The organism is Bacillus cereus group sp. BfR-BA-01453, from assembly GCF_022662915.1.
Lineage (GTDB): Bacteria > Bacillota > Bacilli > Bacillales > Bacillaceae_G > Bacillus_A > Bacillus_A paranthracis.
On sequence record NZ_JAKUEN010000005.1, the window covers coordinates 291713 to 317266 of the forward strand.

Consider the following 25554-nt stretch of genomic DNA (forward strand, 5'->3'; position numbering starts at 1 on the left):
CGGTTAGCAAAAGTTAAATGCTCTCGTGAAAAATGGAAAACAACATGTACTTATTGATAAAGGAATATTGGATATAAATTGAGAGAATAAAAAAGAGCTCTTATGGAAAGATCTTTTAAATTAACAAGTTATTGTAATGTCACTAACACTAATATCAAGTTTATTGATATATTTTATTGTTATCACTACATGTGTGAAAACATATATGAATTACTTTCATTTTGATGAACCGTTCCTATATAAAAATCATATGATACTTTGTAAGACAAGCAAACAGCTTATTATCTATTAAATACTCATTGTGATTGTTGCTCACAACTACTGATGAAAATACTTTTTTTTGAACGAGCCGTCCATTTGAACAGGAGGTTAATGTTGGGAAAGACATTAGAAGAGTTAGAAAAGTGTTATAATGATGCTTTAAATGAAGGGGCAGAGTATGTAGCTGTTCAGATTAAAATAGATGGATTTTCTAGTGATGAAGTAATTATTAACGATAAATATAACATAGATTCTAAACTAGCGTATTACAAGAAAACGTACAATGAAGATCTAGAACATAAATGGAATCCAAGAAATCGTATTGTAGGTTTTGCATATGGTTATTCGTTTTCAGGAATTATACGCAAATTAGGATTGCTAGTTTAGTACTAATGAAACAGATGTTGATTATTGCGATAGATACCATGATTTAGGTGGTATCTTTTTTGGTTAAGGAATAAATTAAAAAAGAGAGCTTAAGCCCTCTTTTTATAAATGCCTAACTTTTATGCACAGATTGGAATTCCTAATGCTATTAAAGTCAATGCTACTTGAAGAGAAAGTTCTAATCTAGCAATTTCGATTCCAGCAACTGATACCACTAAAAGAGGTTGTCCATTAACGAACAAAACACAACTTTCCATATTTACACCTCCCTTCTAGTAATCTACTACAATATATGAATTAAATTTAAATAACGTTATAGTTAAATTGATGAATTTTATAAAATTGATAAATTAATCTATCATATAAAATGAATTTTTATTGGTCTAACAACTGCTTCTTTATCACCTTATATAAAGGGTATGAATATATTAGTAGTATATAAAAGCATAGGAGTGATAGATATGTTTTTTGCAAAGCTACGTGGTAGAAATGAAGTTCCACCAGTAGAAACAGACGCTCGAGGGGAGGCTTTCTTTAAATTAAGCCATGACGAGCTTAGCCTAAAATTTAAGTTGGATTTATTTGATATAGAGGATGTAGTAGTTGCCCATCTGCATATTGGAGCAAAAGGAACTAATGGTCCTGTTGTAGCTTTTTTATTTGGACCTATAACAAATCCGGTTTCAATAGAGTGTGCAACGCTTACGGGAATAATTACTCAAGAAGATTTGGTTGGGCCGTTAGCGGGTCAAACATTAGCTACTCTTGTAAATGAAATCATATCTGGAAACATTTATATTAATGTTCATACAGTACAACATCCTAATGGTGAAATTCGTGGACAATTGAATTATTGCTAAGAAATTATAGTAGTGAAAAATAAAGCATCCGTTTAGGGTGCTTTTATTTTGTGGAGGATGTATAGATAATTTACCTTTAATAATCTTAAAAATTCATTTTTATAGTTTTGAAGGTAATCGAATGGAATTAGAAATAGTGAATTTTTTACCTTTTTAGTTTGTAAAGTAATTATCGAAAACTTGTAAATGAAATGCCCCTCCGAAAATTAAATTAGTATTAGGAGATAAACTTTGTAAATAAAATATGAAAGTGTAAGAGATAATAGAAATTTTTAAACCTAATCAAAGCTAATAGACTAACTTTCAGCACCCACTGAAATAAAGAATCATAACATAATTTGTAATAACTTATATGAAAGTGAGCTGAAAAAAATGTTTTATTCGTATTTTTATTCTCAAGCTGGTATGCGACCAGCATATGGTACATCAATAACGTTTAGCGGAGCACAAAGTACAGTTCAAGCTGTTCAACAAGCGTTACAAATGCAACAACAAATGCAAATGCAACAACAAGGTATCCAGCCGTATTATTCATCTATGGAGTATTTTTATCCAGTGCATCAAATCACACCGTATGGAAGTTCTTTTCTTACGATTCCATATGGAACTGTCTTCAATCTATAAGCTGAAAATTTTATGAATAGGAGCAGGTATCCCAAACCGATTATTAATCTAACCATTACCAATTGGATATATACGGGAAACCCAGCTCCCACCTACCTTTATCACAGATGCCGAATTTTGAGGTATCCGCAAATAGCGGAAATAATTGAGGGGGATGAGTATATATGTAAGCGTCAAATAGTTCCATCTACAATTTGTAAATAGCTGATGAGATAATCTTTGTACATACTCTACAAGTTGTTTTTTGATAAGAAAATATCGTCGATCGAAGAAAGAATGAGAATTATCTTATCATGACAAATGATGGATAGTGGCACTATATGAAAAGATACATGAACATTTACTAACGCGAACCAGGACGAGAGGTAGCAACGAAATCCTATCTGTGGTTATATCGTACAGGAAGATTGTCCTATGACTATCAATTTACAAGAGCAGGAGAACATCCGAACCGTTTTTCCCCATTTTGAAGTATATTTATAGCCATAACATCTTATGTTTTGTTTATAATTGTAAATAGTTATTGAAATGTATAAATATTTTTTATGAATAAAAAGGAAAAATAATGCAACTTTTTAATTTGTTTATTCGTGTTATATATGAAAGGAGGAGGGGGATGGAGATTGAAGAAATATATAAAGTTTATATAAACGATGTGTACCGGTATTTATTTTCCCTTTCTCGTAGCCATCATGTAGCGGAGGACTTGATGCAGGAGACTTTTTATCGGGCGTTTCTTTATCTAGAAGACTATGAAAACCAAAAGGTGAAATCATGGCTTTTTAAAGTGGCATATCATACCTTTATTGATTTTGTTAGGAAAGAGAAAAAAGTAGCTTTTGTAGGAACGGAGGAATTAGAAACAATTCAAGCAGGTGAATCTACAGAAGAGTATGTAGTCGCAAAAAATAGTTATGAAAAATTAATTCAGATTATTCATACTTTACCAGTGGTAGAGGCGCAAGCTATTTTATTATGTGACGTACATCAATTAACGTACGAAGAGGGTGCTTCTGTATTAGATTTAAAGTTAAACACGTATAAAAGTCACATATTTCGCGGGAGAAAGAGATTAAAAGAATTGTTAAAGGAGGAAAAGAGTCAAAATGACAAATGATAAACCTCATTCTGAACAAGATGATTATAAAGAATTGTTACAAGAAGCTCTCCATCAAAGGCCGGATGCACTTTCTAATGGAAAACAGGAGCAAGTGATGAAAATAGGGAAAAAAAGAGCGCGTATTACAAATGTTTTAATTGTATTTACTTTTTTATTACTTATTCAACCTATATTATATATATCTACTCTCGCATACTATGTATTTGCACCTACAAACGCAATGGAGATACGGAATGTAGTAAATAAAACATTAAGTGTAACAGAACCAAATGTATTTTTGAAAGATAGGGACATGGAGCAAACATTGTTACCGCTTAGTTTACAATTGCATTTTGATTTGTATAAAAGGGTAGGGAAGAAAGATATTCGAATAGGAGAAGAGAAAACAGATTATATATTTAGTAGAGCAACGAAAGTTAGCCGTGAATATACAACAGATGAAAAAATTCCGGAAGTCCCATATATAGATAACGAGGTATTGTCTCATCCTAATAATTATAATTCATCCTATAATAGTAGTGAAGAAGCGCAAGTATTAAAGGGTCTTCCGCAAGAATCTGTTGTAGAAGCATTTATATCTTTTAGAGAATTGTTGAGTGTACAAGAGGTAACGAATATGTTTCCCACTATTGATATTGTCTGGTATGCCGTTAATACAGGGTTAGAGGAGAAGCAAACGAATGACGAGGGTATGTATGTTGCTCCGATTGGTTTTCCAGCAGATATGATTTCAAGACCAAGTGGTGCTTTTGTGAGTGATTCACCTCATGAGGAACAATTTATTGATGTGTTAAAGTCATTACAAAAGCATGAAGATTTAGCGATGAAGCTATCTAGAGCGAAAACATTAGAGTTGTCAAAGCGTATTTCTTTCCTTGAAAAAAATGGGGTAAAAACATACGGGGCAGTTGTAACTGGACCTAAAGGGGAAGTTGAAAAATTGATGAGCCATGAAAAAGTTAGAAACTTGAAAGTAGGTGAAGCGAGATTATGGAATTGGCATTCTTAAAAAAAAGAAAGAGTCATAGTTATAAAAAAGAAACATGGATGGGGACTATTTCATTAATTATTGCCTTTCTAGCGTTATTGTATTTGAACATTACATTGCTTAGTCAAGAAACATTTATAGGCGAAGGTTTTCGGGAAATAGTTGGCGTTGGATTGTTATGTTCAGTCGTAGGCATGATCACAAAAAGAAAAAGTCGAAAATATGCATTGTGGGCATGTAGTTTATTTGTTTTTATGCTACTGTTTTCTATATTTGGATTTATGTTAGGTTGGATGATAAGCTTTGGACCATAAAAATGTGTGAAAGGACGAATGTAAGTTCGTTCTTTTTTATGCATAAAAAGTAAAATAGAAAGGAAAGGGATTTATCAAATTTGAATAGAGATTACTATACTACTAGGTTGTTGTGTTATTGAAATGTCTTCCGCTTACGTGTATATAAATAGGCGACAAGTATAGGGGGGAAACAATAGTTCGTCCAAACATTGTGAATCTCTTTTACATAATATAGAGTAATAAGCATGAAAGGGGAACGAGTATGTCTTGCTATTACTACTGTAAGTATTGTAAAGAATATAAAAAGAAACAGCATAACGGTTGTAAGAACGATAGTAAGTGTAATGATAACAAGGATAGTCTTGTTAGGGCATCAGCATTTAGAGCTAGAAATACGGTGAATCAACCTGTTCCTGCTAATACTTTTGTAAAAGTATTGTTCCAAAATGAACAATTTGATTTAGCAAATGAGTATAATCCAGCAACGTCTATTTTTATTCCGAAGACTAAAGGAGTATACTCTGTTATTGGAACGATTGGTTTTTTTCCAAACGATCCTAGCTTAAATTATAGAGCTCGTGTAGAAATTCGTGTGAATGGCAATGCAGCAATAGCTATAGATAATGACTTTTTTGGTCCAATAGGTTTTGGAAATGTAGTAAGTGTTTCGACGATTATTCAATTGCATGAAGGAGATCAAGTTGAGGTTTATGCACAAAGTAGCATAGACGGAGTTTTAAGTCCTTCAGAAGACGGCTCACATTTTGAAGCAGCAAGATTCCCTTCTCCAATTAAATAACGAAGAGAATAAAATACTTTTCAGTAGGTCTAGTTAATCCCCTGTACCGAATGGTGGGGGATTATTATTGTTTATTTAAAATATACAAGTGAATCGATTAAATATAGTTTGTTTCATGAAAATTTCACATGCTAAAGATGTAATGATGAAAGGTAAATTTTAAAAATTATTTTTTACAGTTTTGATGTTGAAAGGGCTATCTTATTTTAAGTATTAGATCTTCTGCAGGTAATAAAAAGAGTAAGTAACTAGGTTGTAAAAGTTCTTTGGCGTTACATTTGCTAGTTGCCTAATGGTATAAAAAGACATCTTAACTTATGTCCGTATAATTAAAGGCTTTTTCATTACTATATAGAAATTACATATTTATCAAAGGTTTACGCAGGTATTGCTATTGAATAGAAAGGAATAACATGAAGGCAAGTACACTATATAAAAATAAAATAAATCCTAAGATGAGTAGTATGGGATGCAACTTGAACATATTTGACCTCCTTGAGTATATAAAGAATTTTAATACATCTTTGGTGAATTTAGAAGGAATATATATTAGATAAATGGTGCTTGAATGGATACACGAATTTAATAGAGTAGTGAATGTCTAATAAATAAAGAAGTATTATGGGGGACACCTTGACTAGATTATTTATAAAGGGCAGGTCGATTTACCCGACGTGAAATATAAAAGTGATCAGATTTATATGTACAGAATAAGGGATAAATAAAAAAGAGCATACATAAAAAGTACGCTCTAAAGAAAGATAGGTTTTATGAGTGGATAATCTCCATACGATAATATATGTTCGGTTGATGTAAATGTGTGGAAAATCAATAAATTATCAATGGAATATCATGAAATGAGTAATCTTAGTTTATTAATAAGGTTTTGTAGTTACCCAAATTGTAAGGATTTTGTATAGAATGGATTAACAACTCGATAATAATCGTACTTCAGTTTCATATTTCGTATAGTTTGGATATTGTGTAATAGTTTGACATTTAGGTGTAGAAAGTTGATTAATTATAGAAACATTTGTAATGACCTCGTTACAAGGACCGAAAAATGTAACTTTTAATTTTGAATTTGGTGGGACTTTGAAAACAATAGGTTTTTTCTCCATGAAATCAGCTCCTATGATGCAGTATTGTATACTGCGTTTTTTGTTTAGATTATAAAGGCATATTAGTATAATATGAATCTTTAGTTGATAATGATATAAAGTTCACTACTATGCAGAGCCTGAATGTATAAATTATTAAGGGAATATTAATGAATCAAAATTTTTACATGTGTGGGCAGAGCGAAAAATGCGGTACATATTGGATAAAATAATTGGATACTAGAAGAGCATGTAACTATAGGTAGTTACATGTGTTATGAATACGTAAAGAGTCCCTTTACTGATACATAGTTTATTCAAATGAAATGAATTACATCTAGAAAACACATTGTATACACAATAACACTGTATAGTTATTCTTATATAATAATAAAAGTGAGGTATTTTGAATTGAAAAAGAAAAAGCTATTTTTAGGAACAATTATTTTATGCGTAGTACTGGCATTATCCGCATGTGGCTCCTCAGACAACGTAGTAACATCAAAAGTAGGAAATGTTACAGAGAAAGAGTTAAGTAAAGAATTAAGACAAAAATATGGGGAAAGTACTTTATACCAAATGGTGTTAAGTAAGGCGTTGCTCGATAAATATAAAGTTTCAGATGAGGAAGCAAAAAAGAAAGTAGAAGAAGCAAAAGATAAAATGGGTGAGAACTTTAAAGCGACTTTAGAACAACTTGGATTGAAAAACGAAGATGAATTAAAAGAAAAAATGAAGCCAGAAATTGCATTTGAGAAAGCGATTAAAGCGACTGTTACAGAAAAAGATGTAAAAGATAACTATAAACCAGAAATGAAGGTAAGTCACATTTTAGTAAAAGATGAAAAGACTGCTAAAGAAGTGAAAGAGAAAGTAAATAACGGAGAAGATTTTGCGGCTTTAGCGAAGCAATACTCAGAGGATACTGGTTCAAAAGAACAGGGCGGGGAAATCACTGGTTTTGCTCCAGGGCAAACGGTAAAAGAATTTGAGGAAGCTGCATATAAATTAGATGCAGGACAAGTAAGTGAACCAGTAAAAACAACTTACGGTTACCATATTATTAAAGTGACAGATAAAAAAGAATTAAAGCCATTTGATGAAGTAAAAGATTCAATTCGTAAAGATATAGAACAGCAAAGACTACAAGACACGACAGGTAAATGGAAACAACAAGTAGTCAATGAATTATTGAAAGATGCTGATATTAAGGTGAATGATAAAGAGTTTAAAAATACATTTGAATTTCTAGAAAAGAAATAATGACTGTAATTAGAAAAGGGAACCTTTAAAGGTTCCCTTTTCTAGTTAGTGTGTGAGTTATAAATAGATAGTAAGACAATACAATATTACATATAAATATTAAGAATTACAATGGAAATTTATGTAATTTTTTTGAAGTAGGTTAATCATCACTTCATAGAATGTTGATATTATAATGTTTTGTTTCATCTCATTAAATATAAAACGAATTAATTAATTTTAGCCCATTATTCGTAGGCAGTAAGATTTGCGTAGGCTAATTATTAGTCAGGAATAAACAAAGCTTGAGTGGATTAAAGTTTCACTTTATAGAAGTCGATAAACATAATTTGCAGAATGAAACATACAATAAGATTGAAATATATTGACGTTAAATGAAGTGAAAAGCAGAGCATTCTATTAAGATGGATGTTCTTTTTCGTATGAAATTTTAAGGTGAAGAATGAATTATTGGATAGATAAATAAATGATGTAGGGGGAGAAAATGTGAAAGTAATTTTTCAAAGAGAAGACGGAGGGAAAATTTTTGAATCGTATGATGAAGATATAAATAACCTATTAGCTATTTTAAAAGAAACGAAAGGGATTAAGATCGGGATGGTTGAATATGAGGTATTAAAATACGAATTAGAGTATTTTCGAAACCCGAAAAAAGCAGTAACAGAGAGGGAGTTACATATAATAGTACAACCAAAATATATTTAGTAATTAGAGCGAATTATTGATGAATAGTTTTATGTAGTATGTACGAAAAGAGAGTGTTTAAATTGCTCTCTTTTCATAGAAATTCATAAGGAACGAATGGAGGTCCATTATAAATCCCTTAAATTTTGTGAGTTCGTTCTTTATAATATATGCTTTCATTTATAGATGGTTAATAAACTCGAAAAAATTAAAACTGTTTAGTTGATCTTTTCACCTCCCATTTAATAGGAAGTGAAAAGATCATTTGATGAAGAAAAAATAAATCTCTTCTCAAAAGAACGTAAGTTCGTGTATAATTAGAACGAATGTTCTTGTAAGTGTAGATAGTATAAGATTTAGAAATAAAGTGAAACTGTAATTAGCGGGTGTTTACGGGAAGTTAATCTTCGACTTACTTTCCTTGTATGTCTTGAATTTTGAGGTGGGAGATTTCTTACCTGTTCATGCGGGGGAAATATGAGCCGAGCAATTATTAAAGAATAATCGAAGCGCAATATGTTTGAAATAGAATGGATAAATAATCGAGGAGATAGAGAAATGAATGATGTAAAGATGCAAAGAGCAAAAAGAGAATGGGTTCCATTTACAGTAATGTCGGAACAGTTATTAAGTATGCGAAAGGTTATTGGGGAGAAATTTAAAGTACAAAAACCATTTTTAACAAAAGAAGCAAAAGAGGGAATTTCTGATAAATTATTAATGTCATTATTGTCTGAGAAAGAAATATTGGTGACATATTTTGAAGATGGATACATACTTACAAGCTACATGACAGTTGTACATATAAATCCGCTAAAGCGCATTGTAATGTGTACTGACGCGTTTTATAAAACTTACGTATTTAATACCACGGATATTATTGAAATAGCGTAAAGTAAGCTATGTTAGATGTGAAACAGAAAAATGAAACGGAAAAGCAGCTAGCTTCATACTAGCTGCTAAGCCCCAGGGAAAGGGAGAAAAAGATAGGGTACTCCAAAAATCAACAATAGCTGTATAACAGCCTGATTATAGTATGGGCAAATTAAAAATTCTTAAACAGAACGATGAAAAAATAGGGTTAAGCTGTACCGACTTGGTTTTGATCCGCAAGGTCAGAATCAAACGTATTAGTCGCACTCACACCATTAAAAGTATTAACAACAAAACCAACGTTGGAAGCACCAGATCCATTATAAGCCTTCGTGTTTTCTTTTGGAGAAACGTTATAGAAATCACCTAAATTAAATGAACCGTTACTATTTTGTACAACTAAATTCCCTACAACTGAGGGCATAGTTCTCACCCACTTTACAATCATTTGTTAACACTACTATATGGTCTTATAGTCCAAATGGTTCATCTAACGAAAATTGCGGAATAATAAAACGTTTGAAGTGTAGCTTAATCCCATAATAAAAGTGTGTTAAACTGAATGTAAGGTTACGTAATTAAAAATGGAAATTGTATAATTGTCATATATGAAAACAAAGGAGGCAAAATGTAATGAATAAAGTTATAAAAAAAGTAGATTTAACAGATGCAAAGTCAAGTAATCTTGTTGCACTTATTTATAGCAATGAAGTTATATTGGTGGAAGAAGCATTTTGTCCAAAGGAAATAAAATTAAAGTTTAATGAAATTGCAATTTTATCGGCTATTAAAACAGCGCATATAATGAAAGTATCCATTAGAAAAGAGCTTGACGCGTTTTTTCATGACACGGGTGTTTTATTGGTGAAGCATAGTGCTGAGTATGGAAACAGTCAATCTATCACTATGCATTTTGAACAATTTAAAAAGTTACAACATGAGATTGAGTATTTAAGTAAAAGTATGTAATAAGGCAAGAGGAAGATTCTTGCATAGAGGTGAACAGTTCTATGTTGAAAAAATGGTTTGAAAATTTTTTAGACGAATCTCACTGTAAACATAAATATAGTTTTATTAAGATGCAGGATAATGAAGATTTCAAAAGTGGTAAGCTAGGTGTAGCTTATGTGTATAGGTGTGAGAAGTGCGGGAAAGAGAAATTGAAATTTAAAAGCAATAACGAAATAAATAATGAATTTTTTGATATATAGGAAAGAGTAACTGTTATGGGTTACTCTTTTTTGTATTTTTAACACATTATAGAATGCACAAAATTACATATAGATAATAAATATGAGTTAAAGGAGGCTATTTATGTATTTCGAAAGCACCAGAAAACTTCTAAATAGGTGATAAGAATGAATCCAAGTGGTTTAAAAGTGACAGGAGCATGGTTTCAAGTAGGAGGAAATCTTACAGCGGCAATTGGGACGACAAGAGGATTTATGGGGGAGGAGAAAGCTGAATCGAAAATTGTAATTGTAGGAAGCTCATTACAAGCCCTCGGGTATATATTGCAAATTATAGCGAGTAATGAAACCGAAGATGAAGGTGAAAGAGAAAATCAAAGTATGTGTTTGGAGAATAAAAGTGAAATGCTTGATAAAATGGGCATTGAGTTATTAGCGTTAGGGAATATATCAAATGTAATAGGAACATATTTTAATATAAAGGAACAATTGAAAGAGAATGATTATCTCATTATTATAGGGAATGGCTTACAATCGATTGGAGCTTTTTTTGGAGTAGAAGCGGCTTTGCTCCAGATGAAAACGGTACAGAAAATTATAATACTAGGCAATTCTCTGCAAAGTTTAGGGGCTGGACTTCAAGCGTATCAAGGCATTATTAATGTGATGAAGAATAGAATCGAAAATGAAGACAGTATAGTTGATCAGAAAGATGAGAGAATAATAGCACTCATTGGTGTTTGGATACAAGCGATAGGAACTGTTATTTCTGCAATTGGATTAACTATAATAGAGAAAGAAGAACAATTAGAAAAAATAATCATATGAAATTGTTCATGGAAAGATTGTATGTAAAATTTCAATTTTACATAAGTAGAAAAGTTGAAGTGGTAGGTTTTTTGACATTGAAAGAGAATATATAACAGTAGAACAGTTATTAGTGGTTAATAAAAACATTAGAAATGCAAAAGTCATTGGTTTGTATAGCGTATGGAGAGAGAAAAATACAAAACAAGGAGTTTTCAAGAGATGATGTATTTGTTGGCAATTCTTCTTCCACCTGTAGCCGTATTATTTTGTGGAAAACCATTTCAAGCAATAATTAATTTCATATTAACATTAATATTTTGGGTTCCAGGTGTTATTCATGCGATATTAGTTGTACATGATAAAAAAGCAGATCGGCGTTTAAAAAAACAAATTCAAGCATATGATGAAATAAATAAAAAGAACAGAAGATAGCTGAGTTGTGAAACGATTTTAAAAAGAAAGGGGGACCACCTCCTTTCTTTTTTTATTCTGGTTAAGTTTATATTTTGGTGTAGCGGTAAGAATTTTTAATATAAGTATTGTGATAACTCGTTTTAGAGTGTGCGTTTAGTAAACCGGTGTAAATGTTTTCAGGAACGTTAAAGAAATCGTACAGTCCATTCTTTAATTGAATGCGTAAAATCATAGAAAAAGGATTATATCCAACAGCAACTATAGTTTTGGAAATCACGGGAGATAACTCCATCATTACGCAACTCCTCACTTTTCATTTTTAATAATTTCTTATAGATGTTGAGGTTGTGATGTTGAAATCTTTATAATTAAAGAGGTATTATACTTATATGCAATATATTAAATGTTCGTTATACGTAATTATAAGGAAGTTCACACGAAGTACATATCGTTGTGCTATTTTTATTTCACCTTTGATTTATAAATAAGAAAATATTGACCATTTGAAAAAAAGGTATATTATTTATACGAGGTATTAAAAATTCACTTTTTACATTCTATGCTTAAAGGGGCAGCATTATTAGAAAAATAGAAGTGAAAATACTTTGTGTAACAAGCATTCTAAAATTTATAATCTGTGAATTAGGAAAATATTGAATGCTCCAGGTCAATATACTTTCTTAATTAAATTTATTTTAGAAAGTGACCTCAATATTTTTAAGTAAATCAACGGGAGAATTGAAAGGCAGGAGAAAGTAACATGTCAGAAAATTATCGTTCTCGAGAGGAGCGACGACAAGTTAAAAAGAAAAAACAGCCAGCTTCTAAAACACAAAAACCAAAAGGTAAAACATCATTTTTTCGCAAGTTTTTAATTACTTGTTTATTACTTGGTATTGTTGGTTTAGTGGGGGGAGTTGCTACCTTCTTTGTAATGATTAAGGATGCACCAAAACTTGAGAAAGCAAAACTTGTTAATCCGTTATCCTCAAAAATTTATGATAAAAATGGCGATTTGGTATATGAATACGGGAAAGAAAAGCGGACGAATGTTACGTATGATCAAATTCCTAAATTAGTAGAAAATGCATTTTTAGCAACAGAGGATGCACGTTTTTACGAGCATAGCGGAGTAGACTTTAAAGGTACTGCCCGTGCTGTTTTGGTGAGTCTTAAAGGAGATTACGGTTCACAAGGTGGAAGTACAATAACGCAACAGGTTATTAAAAACTACTTCTTATCGATGGAAAAAACATCAAAACGTAAAGTTCAGGAAATTTATTTAGCGTATAAACTAGAACAACAATATTCAAAACATGAAATTTTAGAAATGTATTTAAATAAAATTAACTTAGGAAACCGTTCGTATGGTATCGCAACAGCAGCACAAAACTACTATGGTAAAGAATTGAAAGATTTAACATTACCAGAAGTTGCGATGCTTGCAGGTTTACCAAAAGCACCGAATAACTATGATCCGACGAAAACAGAAAATATTGAAAGAGCAACAGAAAGAAGAAATGTTGTACTAAAATTAATGAATCGACATGGTTATATTACGAAGGCAGAAATGGAAGAAGCTTCGAAAGTTAAAGTAACAGATGGACTTAAGACTGCAACTGTACAAGCAATGCCATATCCTGCATTTATGGATGCGGTTGTGAAAGAAGTTGAAAAAGAATTGCCAGATGCTAATATTGGTTCTGACGGTTTAGAAATTTATACAACATTAGACACGAAAGCACAGGATTTTGCTGATAAGATTTTAAATGAAAATATTATTAATTATCCAAATGATAAGTTCCAAGGTGCTTTCACATTTATGGATACGAAAACCGGAGAGGTTCGTGCTATAGGTAGTGGGCGCGGTGAAAATAAAGCCGTATTTAAAGGGCATAATATGGCCATTGAATTAGATCGTGCAGCTGGTTCGACGATGAAGCCAATCTTTGATTACGGTCCTGCAATTGAATACTTAAAATGGGCTACGTATCATCAAATTGATGATTCTCCATTTAAATATTCAACTGGACAAGAACTTCGAAATGCAGACAGAAGTCATTTAGGTCCAATTACTATGCGTGAGGCGTTAAAAATGTCACGTAACGTTCCAGCAGTTAAAACTGCAAAAGAAGTAGGACTTAATAAATCAAAGGAATTCTCTGAGAAATTAGGTATTACATTTAAAAAAGCGCCAACAGAATCTACAGCTATTGGTACAAACGAAGTATCACCAACTGAAATAGCGGGTGCTTATGCGACATTTGGTAATGGTGGAAAGTATGCAAAACCGCATTTTGTTAAGAAAGTAGTTTATCCAGACGGTAAGTCACAAAGTTTCGGGCAAAAACCAAAACAAGTTATAGCTGACTCTACAGCATATATGATTACTGATATGCTTCGTTCAGTAGTGACATCAGGTACTGGTACAGCAGCAAATATAAGTTCTTTAGATGTAGCTGGAAAAACAGGTACAACAAACTATGATTCAAAACAATTAGCAAAATTTAATATTCCGGAAAGTGCAACTCGTGATAGTTGGTTTGCAGGTTATACGCCGCAATATACGATGGCAGTATGGACTGGGTATATGAAAGATGGTAAAGACGAGTATATTAGTAGTAAAAATACGAAAATTGCACAGTTGATCTTTAAAGCAATGATGAGCGAGATGGCTACAGATAAATCAAGATTTAAAATGCCAAGTAGTGTAATTCAAGAAGGTAGTGAGCTGCGTATAAAAGGTGAAAAACGTGATTCTTCTCCAAATACGAGCGTACCGGATACAACGGAAAAACCAAAACAAGATCAACAGCAAAAAACTGAAGAAGAGAAAAAGCAAGAAGAATTAAAGAAACAGGAAGAACTGAAAAAACAAGAAGAACAAAAGCAACAAGAGGAACTTAAGAAGCAAGAAGAACAAAAGAAACTAGAAGAGCAAAAGAAACAAGAAGAAGAAAAGAAACAAAATGAACAAAATAATGGAGGAGGCCAAGGGAATACGACACCTCCAGCAAATAATGGAGGAGGCCAAGGGAATACGACACCTCCAGCAAATAACGGAGGAGGCCAAGGGAATACGACACCTCCAGCAAATAACGGAGGAGGCCAAGGGAATACGACACCTCCAGCAAATAACGGTGGAGGTCAAGGGAATACGACACCTCCAGCAAATAATGGAGGAGGCCAAGGAAATACAACTCCACCAGCGACCACACAACCAGAAACTGGCGGTAATGCAGGAGAGGCCCCTGCTAATAATGGACAATAAGAAAATTTTATAAAAAATATTAAAAAGCACTTAAGATTTGTAAAATTACAATCTTAAGTGCTTTTTTCTTTTAAATGCAGTAGCTATGAGACAATGTATTTTAAATATTAAAAGTACCATAGAAGTTTTGAAAATAAATTGAAGGAAAATGATAAAAAATTTGAGATTGAGGTAACGGAGGATAAGCGTGGCTTTGAAAGGGGGGACTACTTGGATGTGCGCCATGATGCCAAAATGAGGGAGTAATTTGACCGGGAATTTGATAGTGTTGCCAAGTTGCGGGAAGTTCAATACCGACATCGGAACTAGCTGTATGAACAGCGGGAACGTGTATTTCGGGGGTCGAAGGAACTACGGCAGTTACTCTTGATGATACCCACATAAAAATATTCACTCCTAAGTTGCGATAATAAAGTAGTATATTCTTTTCACACATATAAAGGTACAAATAAATGGGACTTTAGGCTAAAACATACGTATAAAGTTGTAAGACTAATTTAAATTGATTTTGGACCATTTATTATAAAAAGATACGTCTATTTACGGAGGGAAAAGGAACGAAGAAACTGTAAAATGGAGGTGTTAATTGCAATAACTTACGTGTTTATGGAGGAATATGAATGGAACGATTATGGACGAAATCATTTATTCAAATGACTTTCGCAATGTTATTTTTATTTACAGGATTTTATTTACTTGTTCCAACGCTCCCACTCTTTATTAAAGAGATAGGTGGCAATGAATCACAAGTCGGACTTATGATGGGAATGTTTACAATAGCGGCAGTTGTAATACGACCGATTATTGGAGGGATGTTAGATCAATATGGTAGAAGATCCTTTATTATTTTCGGACTCATCTTTTTTGGGTTAACGATGTACTCTTATCATTTAGCGACGACTATTGTCCTTTTAGCTGTTTTACGTGTTATTCACGGAGTAACATGGGCTGTTTCTACAACAGCTGTTGGAACAGCGATAACTGATATTATTCCAGATTCACGCCGTGGTGAAGGTATGGGGTGGTATGGGATGGCTATGACGATTGCAATGGCAATCGGCCCAATGATTGGATTATCGGTTGTACAAAATTATTCATTTCACGGCCTTTTCTTATTAGCAACTCTTTTATCCTTTATGGCAGTCTTATTATCGTTAATGACGAAAATGCCATTCACACCACAAAAAGAAAAAGGGAAAATACAACTGTTTGAAAAATCCGTTCTATCCATTACGATAGTTGTATTCTTTTTATCATTTGCATATGGAGGCATTACGACGTTTTTACCGCTATTTGCATCGTCAATTGATGTGAATCCTGGGACATTCTTTCTTGTATATGCAATTGCTTTAACAATCGTAAGACCAATTTCAGGAAAACTATTAGATAAGTATGGAGAAGTATTTATCATACTTCCGGCACTATGCATTACTGTTATTGCAATAGTTGTGCTAACGATTTCAAATAATTTAATAGGTGTAGTTATCGCAGCTACATTATATGGTGTTGGATTCGGTTCAGCACAGCCAGCATTGCAAGCCGCGATGCTTACAATTGTTGATCCGAGTAAAAGAGGAGTTGCTAACGCTTCGTTCTTTACTGCATTTGATTTAGGGATTGGACTTGGTGCAATTTTACTTGGAGTTGTTTCACAAATGTTTGGTTACCGTATTTTATTTGCTGGTAGTGCAATTTCAGGATTAATTGCTTTCATTATTTTTGTGTTTTTTGTAAAACAGCAATTAGGTAAAAAAGAATTTGCGTAAACTGGAGGAACAAAGATGGAAATTTCAATTGATCATAAAGCTCTACAATGGTTTAAAGAAGAATTACGTATAAAGCATGGTGAATCTATACGGTTTAATGTAAGGTACGGAGGAGATAGCTCCATCCAGCCAGGCTATTCTTTAGGGATTGTTACAGAGAAAGCAGCTGGGGAAATTGTGTCAGTTGAGAAAGAAGGTATTTTATTTTTTGTGGATGTTGATGATCTTTGGTACTTTCAAAACTATGATTTAGTTGTAGGTTATCATGAGGAAATGGAAGAAATTCAATTTAATTACGTAAAATAATAACTTTATTAAAAATAAATAAATTTTATATGGAAATTATATTTAGAGAATAGTGAAATAAATATAATGCAAAAAACGGGTTGTATATGAATACAGCTCGTTTTTTTATTTAGTAAAAGGAATTGTAAAGTAGGTATATATTTAACTGGGTTATATGAATTAACTTTATATTTTGTTTTAAAGATAAATAAAGAGAAGTCTGTCCTTTCTTTATAAACTATGAAAATTATTGTTGAAAAACTGTATTGTTACATCGGTAAAAGTATAGGAAACTTATTATTATAAAATAAATTGAAATCTTCTAAAAACTCTGATACATTGAAATAGAAATGTAGTTTCACAATATTGTAAAGGCTTACAGTTATGTGCACGAAGATCTATTAGGATTGGAGGAAATAATGATGAAAGCTGAAGAAAAATTTTCCCCGGGATTAGATGGTATAGTGGCAGCGGAGACGAAGATCTCGTTTCTTGACACAGTGAAAGGTGAAATTGTAATTCAAGGGTATGATTTAATCGAACTCTCAAAAACAAAAGAGTATTTAGACATTGTGCACCTTTTATTGGAAGAACATCTACCGAATGAGGATGAAAAAGCAACACTTGAAAAGAAATTAAAAGAAGAATACGCGGTACCAGAAGGTGTATTCAACGTACTGAAGGCATTACCGAAAGAAACGCACCCTATGGATGGATTGCGTACAGGTGTGTCCGCATTAGCTGGTTACGATAATGATATTGAAAACCGCTCGTTAGAAGTAAACAAAAGCCGCGGATACAAATTATTGAGTAAAGTACCAAACATTGTAGCGAATAGCTATCATATTTTAAATAATGAAGAGCCAATCGAACCACTTAAGGAATTATCATATAGTGCGAATTTCTTCTATATGTTAACAGGTAAAAAACCAACTGAACTTGAGGAGAAGATCTTTGATCGTTCCCTTGTTTTATATAGTGAACATGAAATGCCAAACTCTACATTTACAGCGCGCGTTATTGCATCTACACAATCCGACTTATATGGTGCTTTAACAGGTGCGGTTGCATCTTTAAAAGGTAGCTTACATGGCGGTGCGAACGAAGCGGTTATGTACATGCTTTTAGAAGCTGGTAATGTTGAAAAGTTTGAAGAGTTATTACAGAAGAAACTATATAACAAAGAAAAAATTATGGGCTTTGGACACCGTGTATATATGAAGAAGATGGATCCAAGAGCTTTAATGATGAAGGAAGCTTTAAAGCAGTTATGTGATGTGAAAGGTGATTATACACTATATGAAATGTGTGAAGCTGGAGAAAAGATTATGGAGAAGGAAAAAGGAATTTATCCAAACCTTGATTATTACGCAGCTCCAGTATATTGGATGCTTGGTATTCCAATTCAACTGTACACACCAATCTTCTTTAGCTCTAGAACAGTAGGACTATGTGCGCACGTTATTGAGCAACATGCGAACAATCGTTTGTTCCGTCCACGTGTAAATTATATTGGCGAGCGACATGTGCTTAGTAAATAAGAACAACTGGGGAGTTGTTAGCACCGCCCGCCAGATGGGTGTTTGACCGACACCCATCATTAATAATAACGAATTTTCGACAGAAAGGGAAGGATAGCATGATTAAAACAAATGAAATTAAACAAAAAGATGCATTATTAGAAGAGATTACGGATTATGTATTAAATAAAGAGGTAACAAGTGCAGAAGCATTCAGTACTGCTCGTTACGTATTACTTGATACACTTGGATGCGGAATTTTAGCATTACAATATCCAGAATGTACGAAATTATTAGGACCAGTTGTACCAGGAACAATCGTGCCAAATGGTACACGTGTACCAGGTACGTCATATGTACTTGATCCAGTGAAAGGTGCATTTAATATCGGCTGTATGATCCGTTGGTTAGACTATAACGATACTTGGCTTGCAGCAGAATGGGGACATCCATCTGATAACTTAGGCGGAATTTTAGCTGTGGCAGATTATATTAGCCGTGTTCGTATTTCAGAAGGAAAAGAACCGTTAAAAGTACGTGAAGTATTAGAAATGATGATTAAAGCACATGAAATTCAAGGTGTACTTGCTTTAGAAAACAGCTTAAACAGAGTTGGTCTTGACCACGTATTATACGTAAAAGTAGCAACAACTGCTGTAGTTGCGAAAATGCTTGGCGGAACACGTGAAGAAATCTTTAATGCATTATCACATGCATGGATTGATAATTCTAGTCTTCGTACATATCGTCATGCTCCAAATACGGGATCACGTAAATCATGGGCAGCAGGTGATGCAACGAGCCGCGGTGTTCATCTTGCAATGACTGCTCTAAAAGGTGAAATGGGTTACCCTACGGCATTATCTGCACCGGGCTGGGGATTCCAAGATGTATTATTCAATAAACAAGAATTAAAATTAGCAAGACCATTAGATTCTTATGTAATGGAAAATGTATTATTTAAAGTTTCATATCCAGCAGAATTCCATGCACAAACAGCTGCAGAATGTGCTGTGAAATTACATCCAGAAATTAAAGGAAAATTAGATGAAATTGACCGTATTACAATTACAACGCATGAATCAGCAATTCGTATTATTGATAAAGAAGGTCCATTAAATAACCCAGCGGATCGTGATCATTGCTTACAATACATTACGGCAATTGGTTTATTAAAAGGGGATATCGTTGCGGATGATTATGAGGATGCAGTAGCAAATGATCCACGTGTAGATGAATTACGTAATAAGATGGTTGTTGTTGAAAATAAACAGTACAGTTTAGATTACCTTGACCCGAACAAGCGCTCAATCGCCAACGCTGTTCAAGTTCATTTCAAAGATGGAACTGTAACAGAAAATGTGGAATGTGAATATCCACTTGGTCACCGTTTCCGTAGAGACGAAGCAATTCCAAAAGTTGTTCAAAAATTCACTGCAAATATGGCAGGTCATTATTCTAGTAAGCAACAAGAACAAATTCATGAAGCTTGTTTAAATGAAGAGAAACTAGAAAATATGAATGTAAATGAATTTGTAGATCTATTCTTAATTTAATAATAGGGGGAATTTAGAATGGCTTGGGTTGTGAATAAACAGTCAACACAAGAAGAGCTTGCGAATCGCTTCCGAGCTTTAGTAGAAGCAAATGAAATTTTGCAAATTCCAGGTGCTCATGACGCAATGGCAGCTCTTGTTGCGAAAAATATAGGTTTTTCAGCTCTTTATTTATCAGGAGCTGCTTATACTGCAAGTAAAGGACTACCTGATTTAGGAATCGTGACGTCTACTGAAGTAGCAGAGAGAGCAAGAGATCTAGTAAGAGCTACAGACTTACCAGTTCTTGTTGATATTGATACTGGATTCGGTGGCGTCCTAAATGTAGCGAGAACAGCAGTAGAAATGGTGGAAGCGAAAGTAGCAGCTGTTCAAATTGAAGATCAACAATTACCAAAAAAATGTGGACATTTAAATGGTAAAAAACTCGTTACGACAGAAGAATTAGTTCAAAAGATTAAAGCGATTAAAGAAGTTGCACCGAGCTTATATATTGTAGCGCGCACAGATGCTCGCGGCGTAGAAGGCTTGGATGAAGCGATTGAAAGAGCAAACGCCTATGTAAAAGCAGGTGCAGATGCAATATTCCCAGAAGCGCTTCAATCAGAAGAAGAGTTCCGTCTATTTAATAGTAAAGTAAATGCACCTTTACTTGCCAATATGACTGAGTTCGGGAAAACGCCGTATTATAGTGCAGAGGAATTTGCGAATATGGGCTTCCAAATGGTTATTTATCCTGTAACTTCACTTCGTGTAGCAGCGAAAGCGTATGAGAATGTGTTTACTTTAATTAAGGAAACTGGTTCTCAAAAAGATGCACTTTCTAATATGCAAACGAGAAGTGAGTTATATGAAACAATTTCATATCATGACTTTGAAGAACTAGATACTGGAATTGCAAAAACAGTATTATCAGAGGATCAATAGATAAAGTGAAACTTTAATCAGTGGGGGTTTTCTTCATCCCCCACTGATTATTAGTTGAACCAATCGGACTTTTATGGGCAGTTGATCCCCCGCCTAACTTCTTTGCTTTCGCTGAATTTTGAGGCGGGGGTCTTACTGCCCATTAAAGCGGGATAAAACAACTAAGGCGATGAGAATACATCTTTAGCAAGACGAACTGCTTGATGTGAAAATTCATCGCCTTCTGTTTTCAAAAATAAGATATTCCACTCATCGTAGACGAGCATATGTAGTAGTAAGTAAGGCCGAAATGATAGGGGGATTCAGATGGAGAAAACGAAGTTACCGTGGGATGAATTTTTTTCACTTAATAAAGATGTGAATCATGCTTTCTTTACGCCAGAAGATTTTTCAGGAGATGAAGATTTAATCGCAAAAACGACAGAACAATTCGTTAAACAAGAAATTGTTCCACAAATGGAGAATATTGAACAACATAACTATAAAGTTTCTCGTCAATTGTTTGAGAAAGCTGGAGAACTTGGATTATTAAGTATCGAGGTTCCAGAAGAATATGGCGGATTCGAATTAGGAAAGGCAGTTTCAGGGCTTGTAGCAGAAAAAATGGGATACGCTGGTGCATTTAGCGTTTCATTTAATATACACGCAGGTGTAGGTACATTGCCTTACATATATTACGGAACGAAAGAACAAAAAGAAAAATATTTGCCGAAAATTGCGTCTGGAGAATGGATTGGCGCTTATGCTTTAACTGAACCAAATGCTGGTTCTGATGCTTTAAGTGCAAAAACGAGTGCAGTATTAAATGAAGATGGTACTGCTTGGAAGCTAAATGGTGAAAAGCAATGGATTACAAATGCTCATATGGCAGATGTATACGTTGTTTTTGCGAAGACAAATAAAGGAATGACAGCGTTTATTGTCGAAAGAACATGTGAAGGGGTATCTATTGGGCTAGAAGAAAAGAAAATGGGGATTAAAGGTTCTTCAACGGCTACCCTTATTTTAGAAGATGTTGTCATACCTGCTGAAAATGTTTTAGGGGAAGTTGGGAAAGGGCATCACGTAGCTCTTAATATTCTTAACTTTGCTAGATTAAAACTTGCCTTTGGAAATATTGGAACAGCAAAGCAAGCAATTGGATTGTCCGTTCAATACGGAAAAGAACGTAAACAGTTTCAAACGGAATTAGTAGACTTTACGATGATTCAAGAGAAAATTGCAAATATGATCATTGCTACATACGGAGCAGAAAGTGCAGCGTATCGTACAGCAGGTGTAATTGATGAAGCAATTCATGAGAGCGATGAAGATCTTATGAAGAAAATGTCTCAATTTGCAATTGAATGTGCACTGAATAAAGTAAATGCTTCTGAAACACTTGGTCATATCGTAGATGAAGCTGTACAAATTCATGGTGGTTACGGTTATATGCAAGAGTATGAAGTAGAACGATTATACCGTGATGCTAGAATTAGTCGTATTTTTGAAGGGACGAACGAAATTAATAGATTAACAGTTGCCAAAATGTTAATGAAGCAAATGGAACAAATTGAAGATACTGAAATAGAGATTGATGTAGAAAATGTCGAAAGAAACCATCGTTACATTTTATTAGCGAAAAAATTGTTGAAACAATCTTTGAAAACGCTCTCTAAAACTCCAGGTTTAAAAATTGATCAAGAGCAAGAATATTCACGTGTATTATCAAATATGTTAACGGACGTGTACGTCATGGAATCAGCATTTTTACGTACGAGTAAAGCAATTAGTAAAAATGGTGCAGAAAAAGAGCGTACGAAACAAATGATAACTGACGTTATTTGTGAAGAAGGCTATCGCAAAGTAGAAGAATCAGCGATTTCTATACTTTCCGCGGCTATTACAGAAGAACAAGATAGACACGTGATTTTAACTGAAATTCGTCAATTATTAGTGCCTTTATACACGAACGTATTTACAAAAAAGAGAGAAATTGCGAAAGCTATTATAAATCGCGGAAAGTATATTGTGTAAATAGGAGGAAAGCGATATGAAAAAGATTGGTTTTATCGGTTTAGGTAACATGGGTCTTCCGATGTCTAAAAATTTAGTTAAATCAAGTTACACAGTATATGGTGTGGATTTAAATAAAAATGCTGAAGCTTCTTTTGAAAAAGAAGGCGGAATTATCGGCTTATCAATTTCAAAACTAGCAGAAACATGCGATGTAATTTTTACAAGTTTACCTTCACCTCGCGCTGTTGAAGCAGTATATTTTGGCGAAGAAGGATTATTTGAAAATAGTCACTCGAATGTAGTTTTAATTGATACAAGTACTGTATCTCCACAGTTAAACAAACAGTTAGAGGAAGCTGCAAAGGAAAAGAAAGTAGACTTTTTAGCAGCACCTGTTAGTGGTGGGGTAATTGGAGCTGAAAACCGTACATTAACATTTATGGTTGGTGGATCAAAAAAGGTATATGAAAAGACGGAATCTATCATGGGTGTATTAGGTGCGAACATTTTCCATGTTAGTGAGCAAATTGATAGTGGGACAACAGTTAAATTAATTAATAACCTATTAATTGGTTTTTATACAGCTGGTGTGAGTGAAGCTTTAACATTAGCGAAAAAGAACAATATGGATTTAGATAAAATGTTTGATATTTTAAATGTAAGCTATGGTCAAAGTAGAATTTATGAGCGCAATTATAAAAGTTTTATTGCATCAGAAAACTACGAGCCAGGTTTTACTGTAAATTTATTAAAGAAAGATTTAGGGTTTGCAGTAGATTTAGCGAAAGAAAGTGAGCTTCACTTACCAGTAAGCGAAATGCTATTAAACGTATATGAAGAAGCGAGTGAAGCTGGGTATGGTGAAAACGATATGGCTGCTTTATATAAGAAAGTTAGTGAACAATTAATTTCTAATCAAAAATAATAGACTTATAAACATCATAAAAAAGGAGAGAATATAATGATTACAACTGAAATTAAACGAGTAAAAAATCATATTAATGGTGAGTGGGTAGAATCTACTGGTACAGAAGTAGAAGCAGTTCCAAATCCGGCGACTGGAAAAATTATCGCTTACGTTCCGCTATCTCCGAAAGAAGATGTTGAAAAAGCTGTTGAAGCGGCAAAAGCAGCATACGAAACATGGTCTAAAGTACCAGTTCCGAATCGTTCAAGACAATTGTATAAATATTTACAGCTTTTACAAGAAAACAAAGAAGAACTTGCAAAAATCATTACGCTAGAAAATGGTAAAACATTAACGGATGCAACTGGTGAAGTACAACGTGGTATTGAAGCAGTAGAACTAGCAACATCTACTCCAAATTTAATGATGGGACAAGCACTTCCGAATATTGCAAGCGGCATTGATGGATCAATTTGGCGCTACCCAATTGGAGTTGTTGCTGGAATTACGCCGTTTAACTTCCCGATGATGATTCCATTATGGATGTTCCCGCTTGCAATTGCTTGTGGTAATACATTCGTATTAAAAACATCTGAAAGAACGCCGCTTTTGGCTGAAAGACTTGTAGAGTTATTCTATGAAGCTGGTTTTCCAAAAGGCGTACTAAATTTAGTACAAGGCGGAAAAGATGTTGTAAATAGCATTTTAGAAAATAAAGATATTCAAGCTGTTTCGTTCGTTGGATCTGAGCCGGTAGCTCGTTACGTATACGAAACAGGTACGAAACATGGAAAACGTGTACAAGCGTTAGCTGGTGCGAAAAACCACGCGATTGTAATGCCAGATTGCAATCTTGAGAAAACAGTGCAAGGTGTAATTGGATCCGCATTTGCAAGTAGCGGAGAACGCTGCATGGCATGTTCAGTGGTAGCAGTAGTTGATGAAATTGCAGATGAGTTCATCGACGTACTAGTAGCAGAGACGAAGAAGTTAAAAGTAGGTGACGGTTTCCACGAAGATAATTATGTTGGACCATTAATTCGTGAGTCTCATAAAGAACGCGTATTGGGCTATATTAATAGCGGTGTAGCAGATGGAGCTACTTTATTAGTAGATGGCCGTAAAATTAAGGAAGAAGTTGGAGAAGGTTACTTTGTAGGTGCGACAATCTTTGATGGCGTAAATCAAGAAATGAAAATTTGGCAAGATGAAATTTTCGCTCCAGTATTAAGCATTGTCCGTGTTAAAGATTTAGAAGAAGGTATTAAACTAACAAATCAATCTAAATTTGCAAATGGTGCGGTTATTTATACGTCAAGCGGTAAACATGCACAAACGTTCCGTGATAACATCGATGCGGGTATGATCGGTGTAAACGTAAACGTTCCAGCACCAATGGCATTCTTCGCATTTGCAGGAAATAAAGCGTCATTCTTTGGTGATTTAGGTACAAATGGTACAGATGGCGTTCAATTCTATACACGTAAAAAAGTTGTAACTGAGCGCTGGTTTTAATATAAAATAAACAGCAAAATGAGTTATTAAAGAGGTTGTCCCAAAAGTAGCTGAATAGCTACTTTTGGGCAACCTCTTTCTTTACAGAAAATATAAAAAAGAATCGTCCATCTTTGATATAATTAAGTCACCACAACCAA

28 protein-coding genes are annotated in these 25554 nt (G+C 33.8%); 23 read left to right on the forward strand and 5 right to left on the reverse strand.

Annotated elements, in window-relative coordinates; all coding sequences use genetic code 11:
- The first annotated feature begins 375 nt into the window (after nt 1-375).
- A complete protein-coding gene (locus tag MR070_RS13805) occupies nt 376-648 on the forward strand; it encodes a hypothetical protein (RefSeq protein WP_141403262.1) in 273 nt (90 codons plus the stop codon).
- A 119-nt stretch (nt 649-767) separates the two neighbouring features.
- Here MR070_RS13805 and MR070_RS13810 read toward each other — a convergent pair whose 3' ends face one another.
- Nucleotides 768-905 carry a DUF3956 family protein gene (locus tag MR070_RS13810; RefSeq protein WP_000443219.1) on the reverse strand — a complete coding sequence of 46 codons (138 nt, stop codon included), beginning with the start codon at nt 903-905 and terminating at the stop codon, nt 768-770.
- Nucleotides 906-1109: 204 nt separating this feature from the next.
- On the opposite strand from MR070_RS13810, the gene MR070_RS13815 reads away from it, so the two are divergent.
- From MR070_RS13815 to MR070_RS13840, 6 genes are all read left to right on the forward strand, one after another.
- Nucleotides 1110-1508, forward strand: coding sequence for a CHRD domain-containing protein (locus MR070_RS13815; protein WP_000464532.1), 399 nt, complete (start codon nt 1110-1112; stop codon nt 1506-1508).
- A gap of 372 nt (nt 1509-1880) precedes the next feature.
- Nucleotides 1881-2132 carry a DUF3947 family protein gene (locus MR070_RS13820; protein ID WP_000500111.1) on the forward strand — a complete coding sequence of 84 codons (252 nt, stop codon included), beginning with the start codon at nt 1881-1883 and terminating at the stop codon, nt 2130-2132.
- A 616-nt stretch (nt 2133-2748) separates the two neighbouring features.
- Nucleotides 2749-3249, forward strand: coding sequence for a sigma-70 family RNA polymerase sigma factor (locus tag MR070_RS13825; protein WP_000401919.1), 501 nt, complete (start codon nt 2749-2751; stop codon nt 3247-3249).
- Complete coding sequence (locus MR070_RS13830; protein ID WP_000180316.1) at nt 3239-4261, forward strand: anti-sigma factor; 1023 nt, start codon at nt 3239-3241, stop codon at nt 4259-4261. The genes MR070_RS13825 and MR070_RS13830 overlap by 11 nt, the downstream gene beginning before the upstream one ends.
- Nucleotides 4243-4554 carry a hypothetical protein gene (locus MR070_RS13835; RefSeq protein WP_000417681.1) on the forward strand — a complete coding sequence of 104 codons (312 nt, stop codon included), beginning with the start codon at nt 4243-4245 and terminating at the stop codon, nt 4552-4554. The genes MR070_RS13830 and MR070_RS13835 overlap by 19 nt, the downstream gene beginning before the upstream one ends.
- Nucleotides 4555-4798: 244 nt before the next feature.
- Nucleotides 4799-5335 carry a C1q-like domain-containing protein gene (locus MR070_RS13840; protein WP_044790672.1) on the forward strand — a complete coding sequence of 179 codons (537 nt, stop codon included), beginning with the start codon at nt 4799-4801 and terminating at the stop codon, nt 5333-5335.
- A gap of 926 nt (nt 5336-6261) precedes the next feature.
- Here MR070_RS13840 and MR070_RS13845 read toward each other — a convergent pair.
- Nucleotides 6262-6456, reverse strand: coding sequence for a hypothetical protein (locus MR070_RS13845; RefSeq protein WP_000412567.1), 195 nt, complete (start codon nt 6454-6456; stop codon nt 6262-6264).
- A gap of 390 nt (nt 6457-6846) precedes the next feature.
- Between MR070_RS13845 and MR070_RS13850 the strand changes: the two genes are divergently transcribed.
- The 3 genes from MR070_RS13850 to MR070_RS13860 all read left to right on the forward strand — a co-directional run bounded on the left by MR070_RS13850 (nt 6847) and on the right by MR070_RS13860 (nt 9276).
- Entirely contained in the window at nt 6847-7698 is an 852-nt protein-coding gene (locus tag MR070_RS13850) for a peptidylprolyl isomerase PrsA (protein ID WP_242261483.1), read from the forward strand.
- Nucleotides 7699-8184: 486 nt separating this feature from the next.
- Nucleotides 8185-8403: a hypothetical protein gene (locus MR070_RS13855; RefSeq protein ID WP_000864286.1), complete on the forward strand. Its 219-nt coding sequence runs from the start codon at nt 8185-8187 to the stop codon at nt 8401-8403.
- Between the two features lie 537 nt (nt 8404-8940).
- Complete coding sequence (locus MR070_RS13860; protein WP_001000620.1) at nt 8941-9276, forward strand: YolD-like family protein; 336 nt, start codon at nt 8941-8943, stop codon at nt 9274-9276.
- Between the two features lie 187 nt (nt 9277-9463).
- On the opposite strand, the gene gerPF is transcribed toward MR070_RS13860, so the two are convergent.
- Nucleotides 9464-9679, reverse strand: a complete 216-nt coding sequence (gene gerPF, locus MR070_RS13865; RefSeq protein WP_001141565.1) for a spore germination protein GerPF — start codon at nt 9677-9679, stop codon at nt 9464-9466.
- A gap of 209 nt (nt 9680-9888) precedes the next feature.
- On the opposite strand from gerPF, the gene MR070_RS13870 reads away from it, so the two are divergent.
- From MR070_RS13870 to MR070_RS13885, 4 genes are all read left to right on the forward strand, one after another.
- The gene (locus MR070_RS13870; RefSeq protein WP_001045105.1) at nt 9889-10224 is read left to right on the forward strand and encodes a hypothetical protein; all 336 of its coding nucleotides are present in this window, start codon (nt 9889-9891) and stop codon (nt 10222-10224) included.
- A gap of 41 nt (nt 10225-10265) precedes the next feature.
- The gene (locus tag MR070_RS13875; RefSeq protein ID WP_000915131.1) at nt 10266-10466 is read left to right on the forward strand and encodes a hypothetical protein; all 201 of its coding nucleotides are present in this window, start codon (nt 10266-10268) and stop codon (nt 10464-10466) included.
- A 147-nt stretch (nt 10467-10613) separates the two neighbouring features.
- On the forward strand, nt 10614-11273 hold the full coding sequence (locus MR070_RS13880; protein WP_001069872.1) for a DUF6944 family repetitive protein: 660 nt from the start codon (nt 10614-10616) through the stop codon (nt 11271-11273).
- Between the two features lie 201 nt (nt 11274-11474).
- Nucleotides 11475-11687, forward strand: coding sequence for a YqaE/Pmp3 family membrane protein (locus MR070_RS13885; RefSeq protein ID WP_000990223.1), 213 nt, complete (start codon nt 11475-11477; stop codon nt 11685-11687).
- 67 nt (nt 11688-11754) lie between these two features.
- Here MR070_RS13885 and MR070_RS13890 read toward each other — a convergent pair whose 3' ends face one another.
- A complete protein-coding gene (locus MR070_RS13890; protein ID WP_000970367.1) occupies nt 11755-11964 on the reverse strand; it encodes a KTSC domain-containing protein in 210 nt (69 codons plus the stop codon).
- Between the two features lie 465 nt (nt 11965-12429).
- Between MR070_RS13890 and MR070_RS13895 the strand changes: the two genes are divergently transcribed.
- Nucleotides 12430-14940, forward strand: coding sequence for a PBP1A family penicillin-binding protein (locus tag MR070_RS13895; protein WP_242261484.1), 2511 nt, complete (start codon nt 12430-12432; stop codon nt 14938-14940).
- Nucleotides 14941-15040: 100 nt separating this feature from the next.
- Here MR070_RS13895 and MR070_RS13900 read toward each other — a convergent pair whose 3' ends face one another.
- Nucleotides 15041-15322 carry a hypothetical protein gene (locus MR070_RS13900; protein ID WP_000270176.1) on the reverse strand — a complete coding sequence of 94 codons (282 nt, stop codon included), beginning with the start codon at nt 15320-15322 and terminating at the stop codon, nt 15041-15043.
- 238 nt (nt 15323-15560) lie between these two features.
- Between MR070_RS13900 and MR070_RS13905 the strand changes: the two genes are divergently transcribed.
- The 8 genes from MR070_RS13905 (at nt 15561) to MR070_RS13940 (ending at nt 25414) form a co-directional block, all read left to right on the forward strand.
- The gene (locus MR070_RS13905) at nt 15561-16706 is read left to right on the forward strand and encodes an MFS transporter (protein WP_242261485.1); all 1146 of its coding nucleotides are present in this window, start codon (nt 15561-15563) and stop codon (nt 16704-16706) included.
- Between the two features lie 15 nt (nt 16707-16721).
- Complete coding sequence (locus MR070_RS13910) at nt 16722-17012, forward strand: HesB/YadR/YfhF family protein (protein ID WP_242261486.1); 291 nt, start codon at nt 16722-16724, stop codon at nt 17010-17012.
- A gap of 398 nt (nt 17013-17410) precedes the next feature.
- On the forward strand, nt 17411-18532 hold the full coding sequence (gene mmgD, locus MR070_RS13915) for a citrate synthase (protein WP_001987369.1): 1122 nt from the start codon (nt 17411-17413) through the stop codon (nt 18530-18532).
- 98 nt (nt 18533-18630) lie between these two features.
- Nucleotides 18631-20067 carry a 2-methylcitrate dehydratase gene (gene prpD, locus MR070_RS13920; RefSeq protein WP_000598131.1) on the forward strand — a complete coding sequence of 479 codons (1437 nt, stop codon included), beginning with the start codon at nt 18631-18633 and terminating at the stop codon, nt 20065-20067.
- Between the two features lie 18 nt (nt 20068-20085).
- Nucleotides 20086-20994 (forward strand): methylisocitrate lyase, encoded by a 909-nt coding sequence (prpB, locus tag MR070_RS13925; protein WP_242261487.1) that lies wholly within the window; start codon nt 20086-20088, stop codon nt 20992-20994.
- Between the two features lie 306 nt (nt 20995-21300).
- A complete protein-coding gene (locus MR070_RS13930; RefSeq protein WP_000416019.1) occupies nt 21301-23010 on the forward strand; it encodes an acyl-CoA dehydrogenase family protein in 1710 nt (569 codons plus the stop codon).
- Between the two features lie 16 nt (nt 23011-23026).
- The gene (locus tag MR070_RS13935; RefSeq protein ID WP_000719437.1) at nt 23027-23917 is read left to right on the forward strand and encodes an NAD(P)-dependent oxidoreductase; all 891 of its coding nucleotides are present in this window, start codon (nt 23027-23029) and stop codon (nt 23915-23917) included.
- Between the two features lie 36 nt (nt 23918-23953).
- Complete coding sequence (locus MR070_RS13940) at nt 23954-25414, forward strand: CoA-acylating methylmalonate-semialdehyde dehydrogenase (RefSeq protein WP_000633358.1); 1461 nt, start codon at nt 23954-23956, stop codon at nt 25412-25414.
- Nucleotides 25415-25554: the final 140 nt, after the last annotated feature.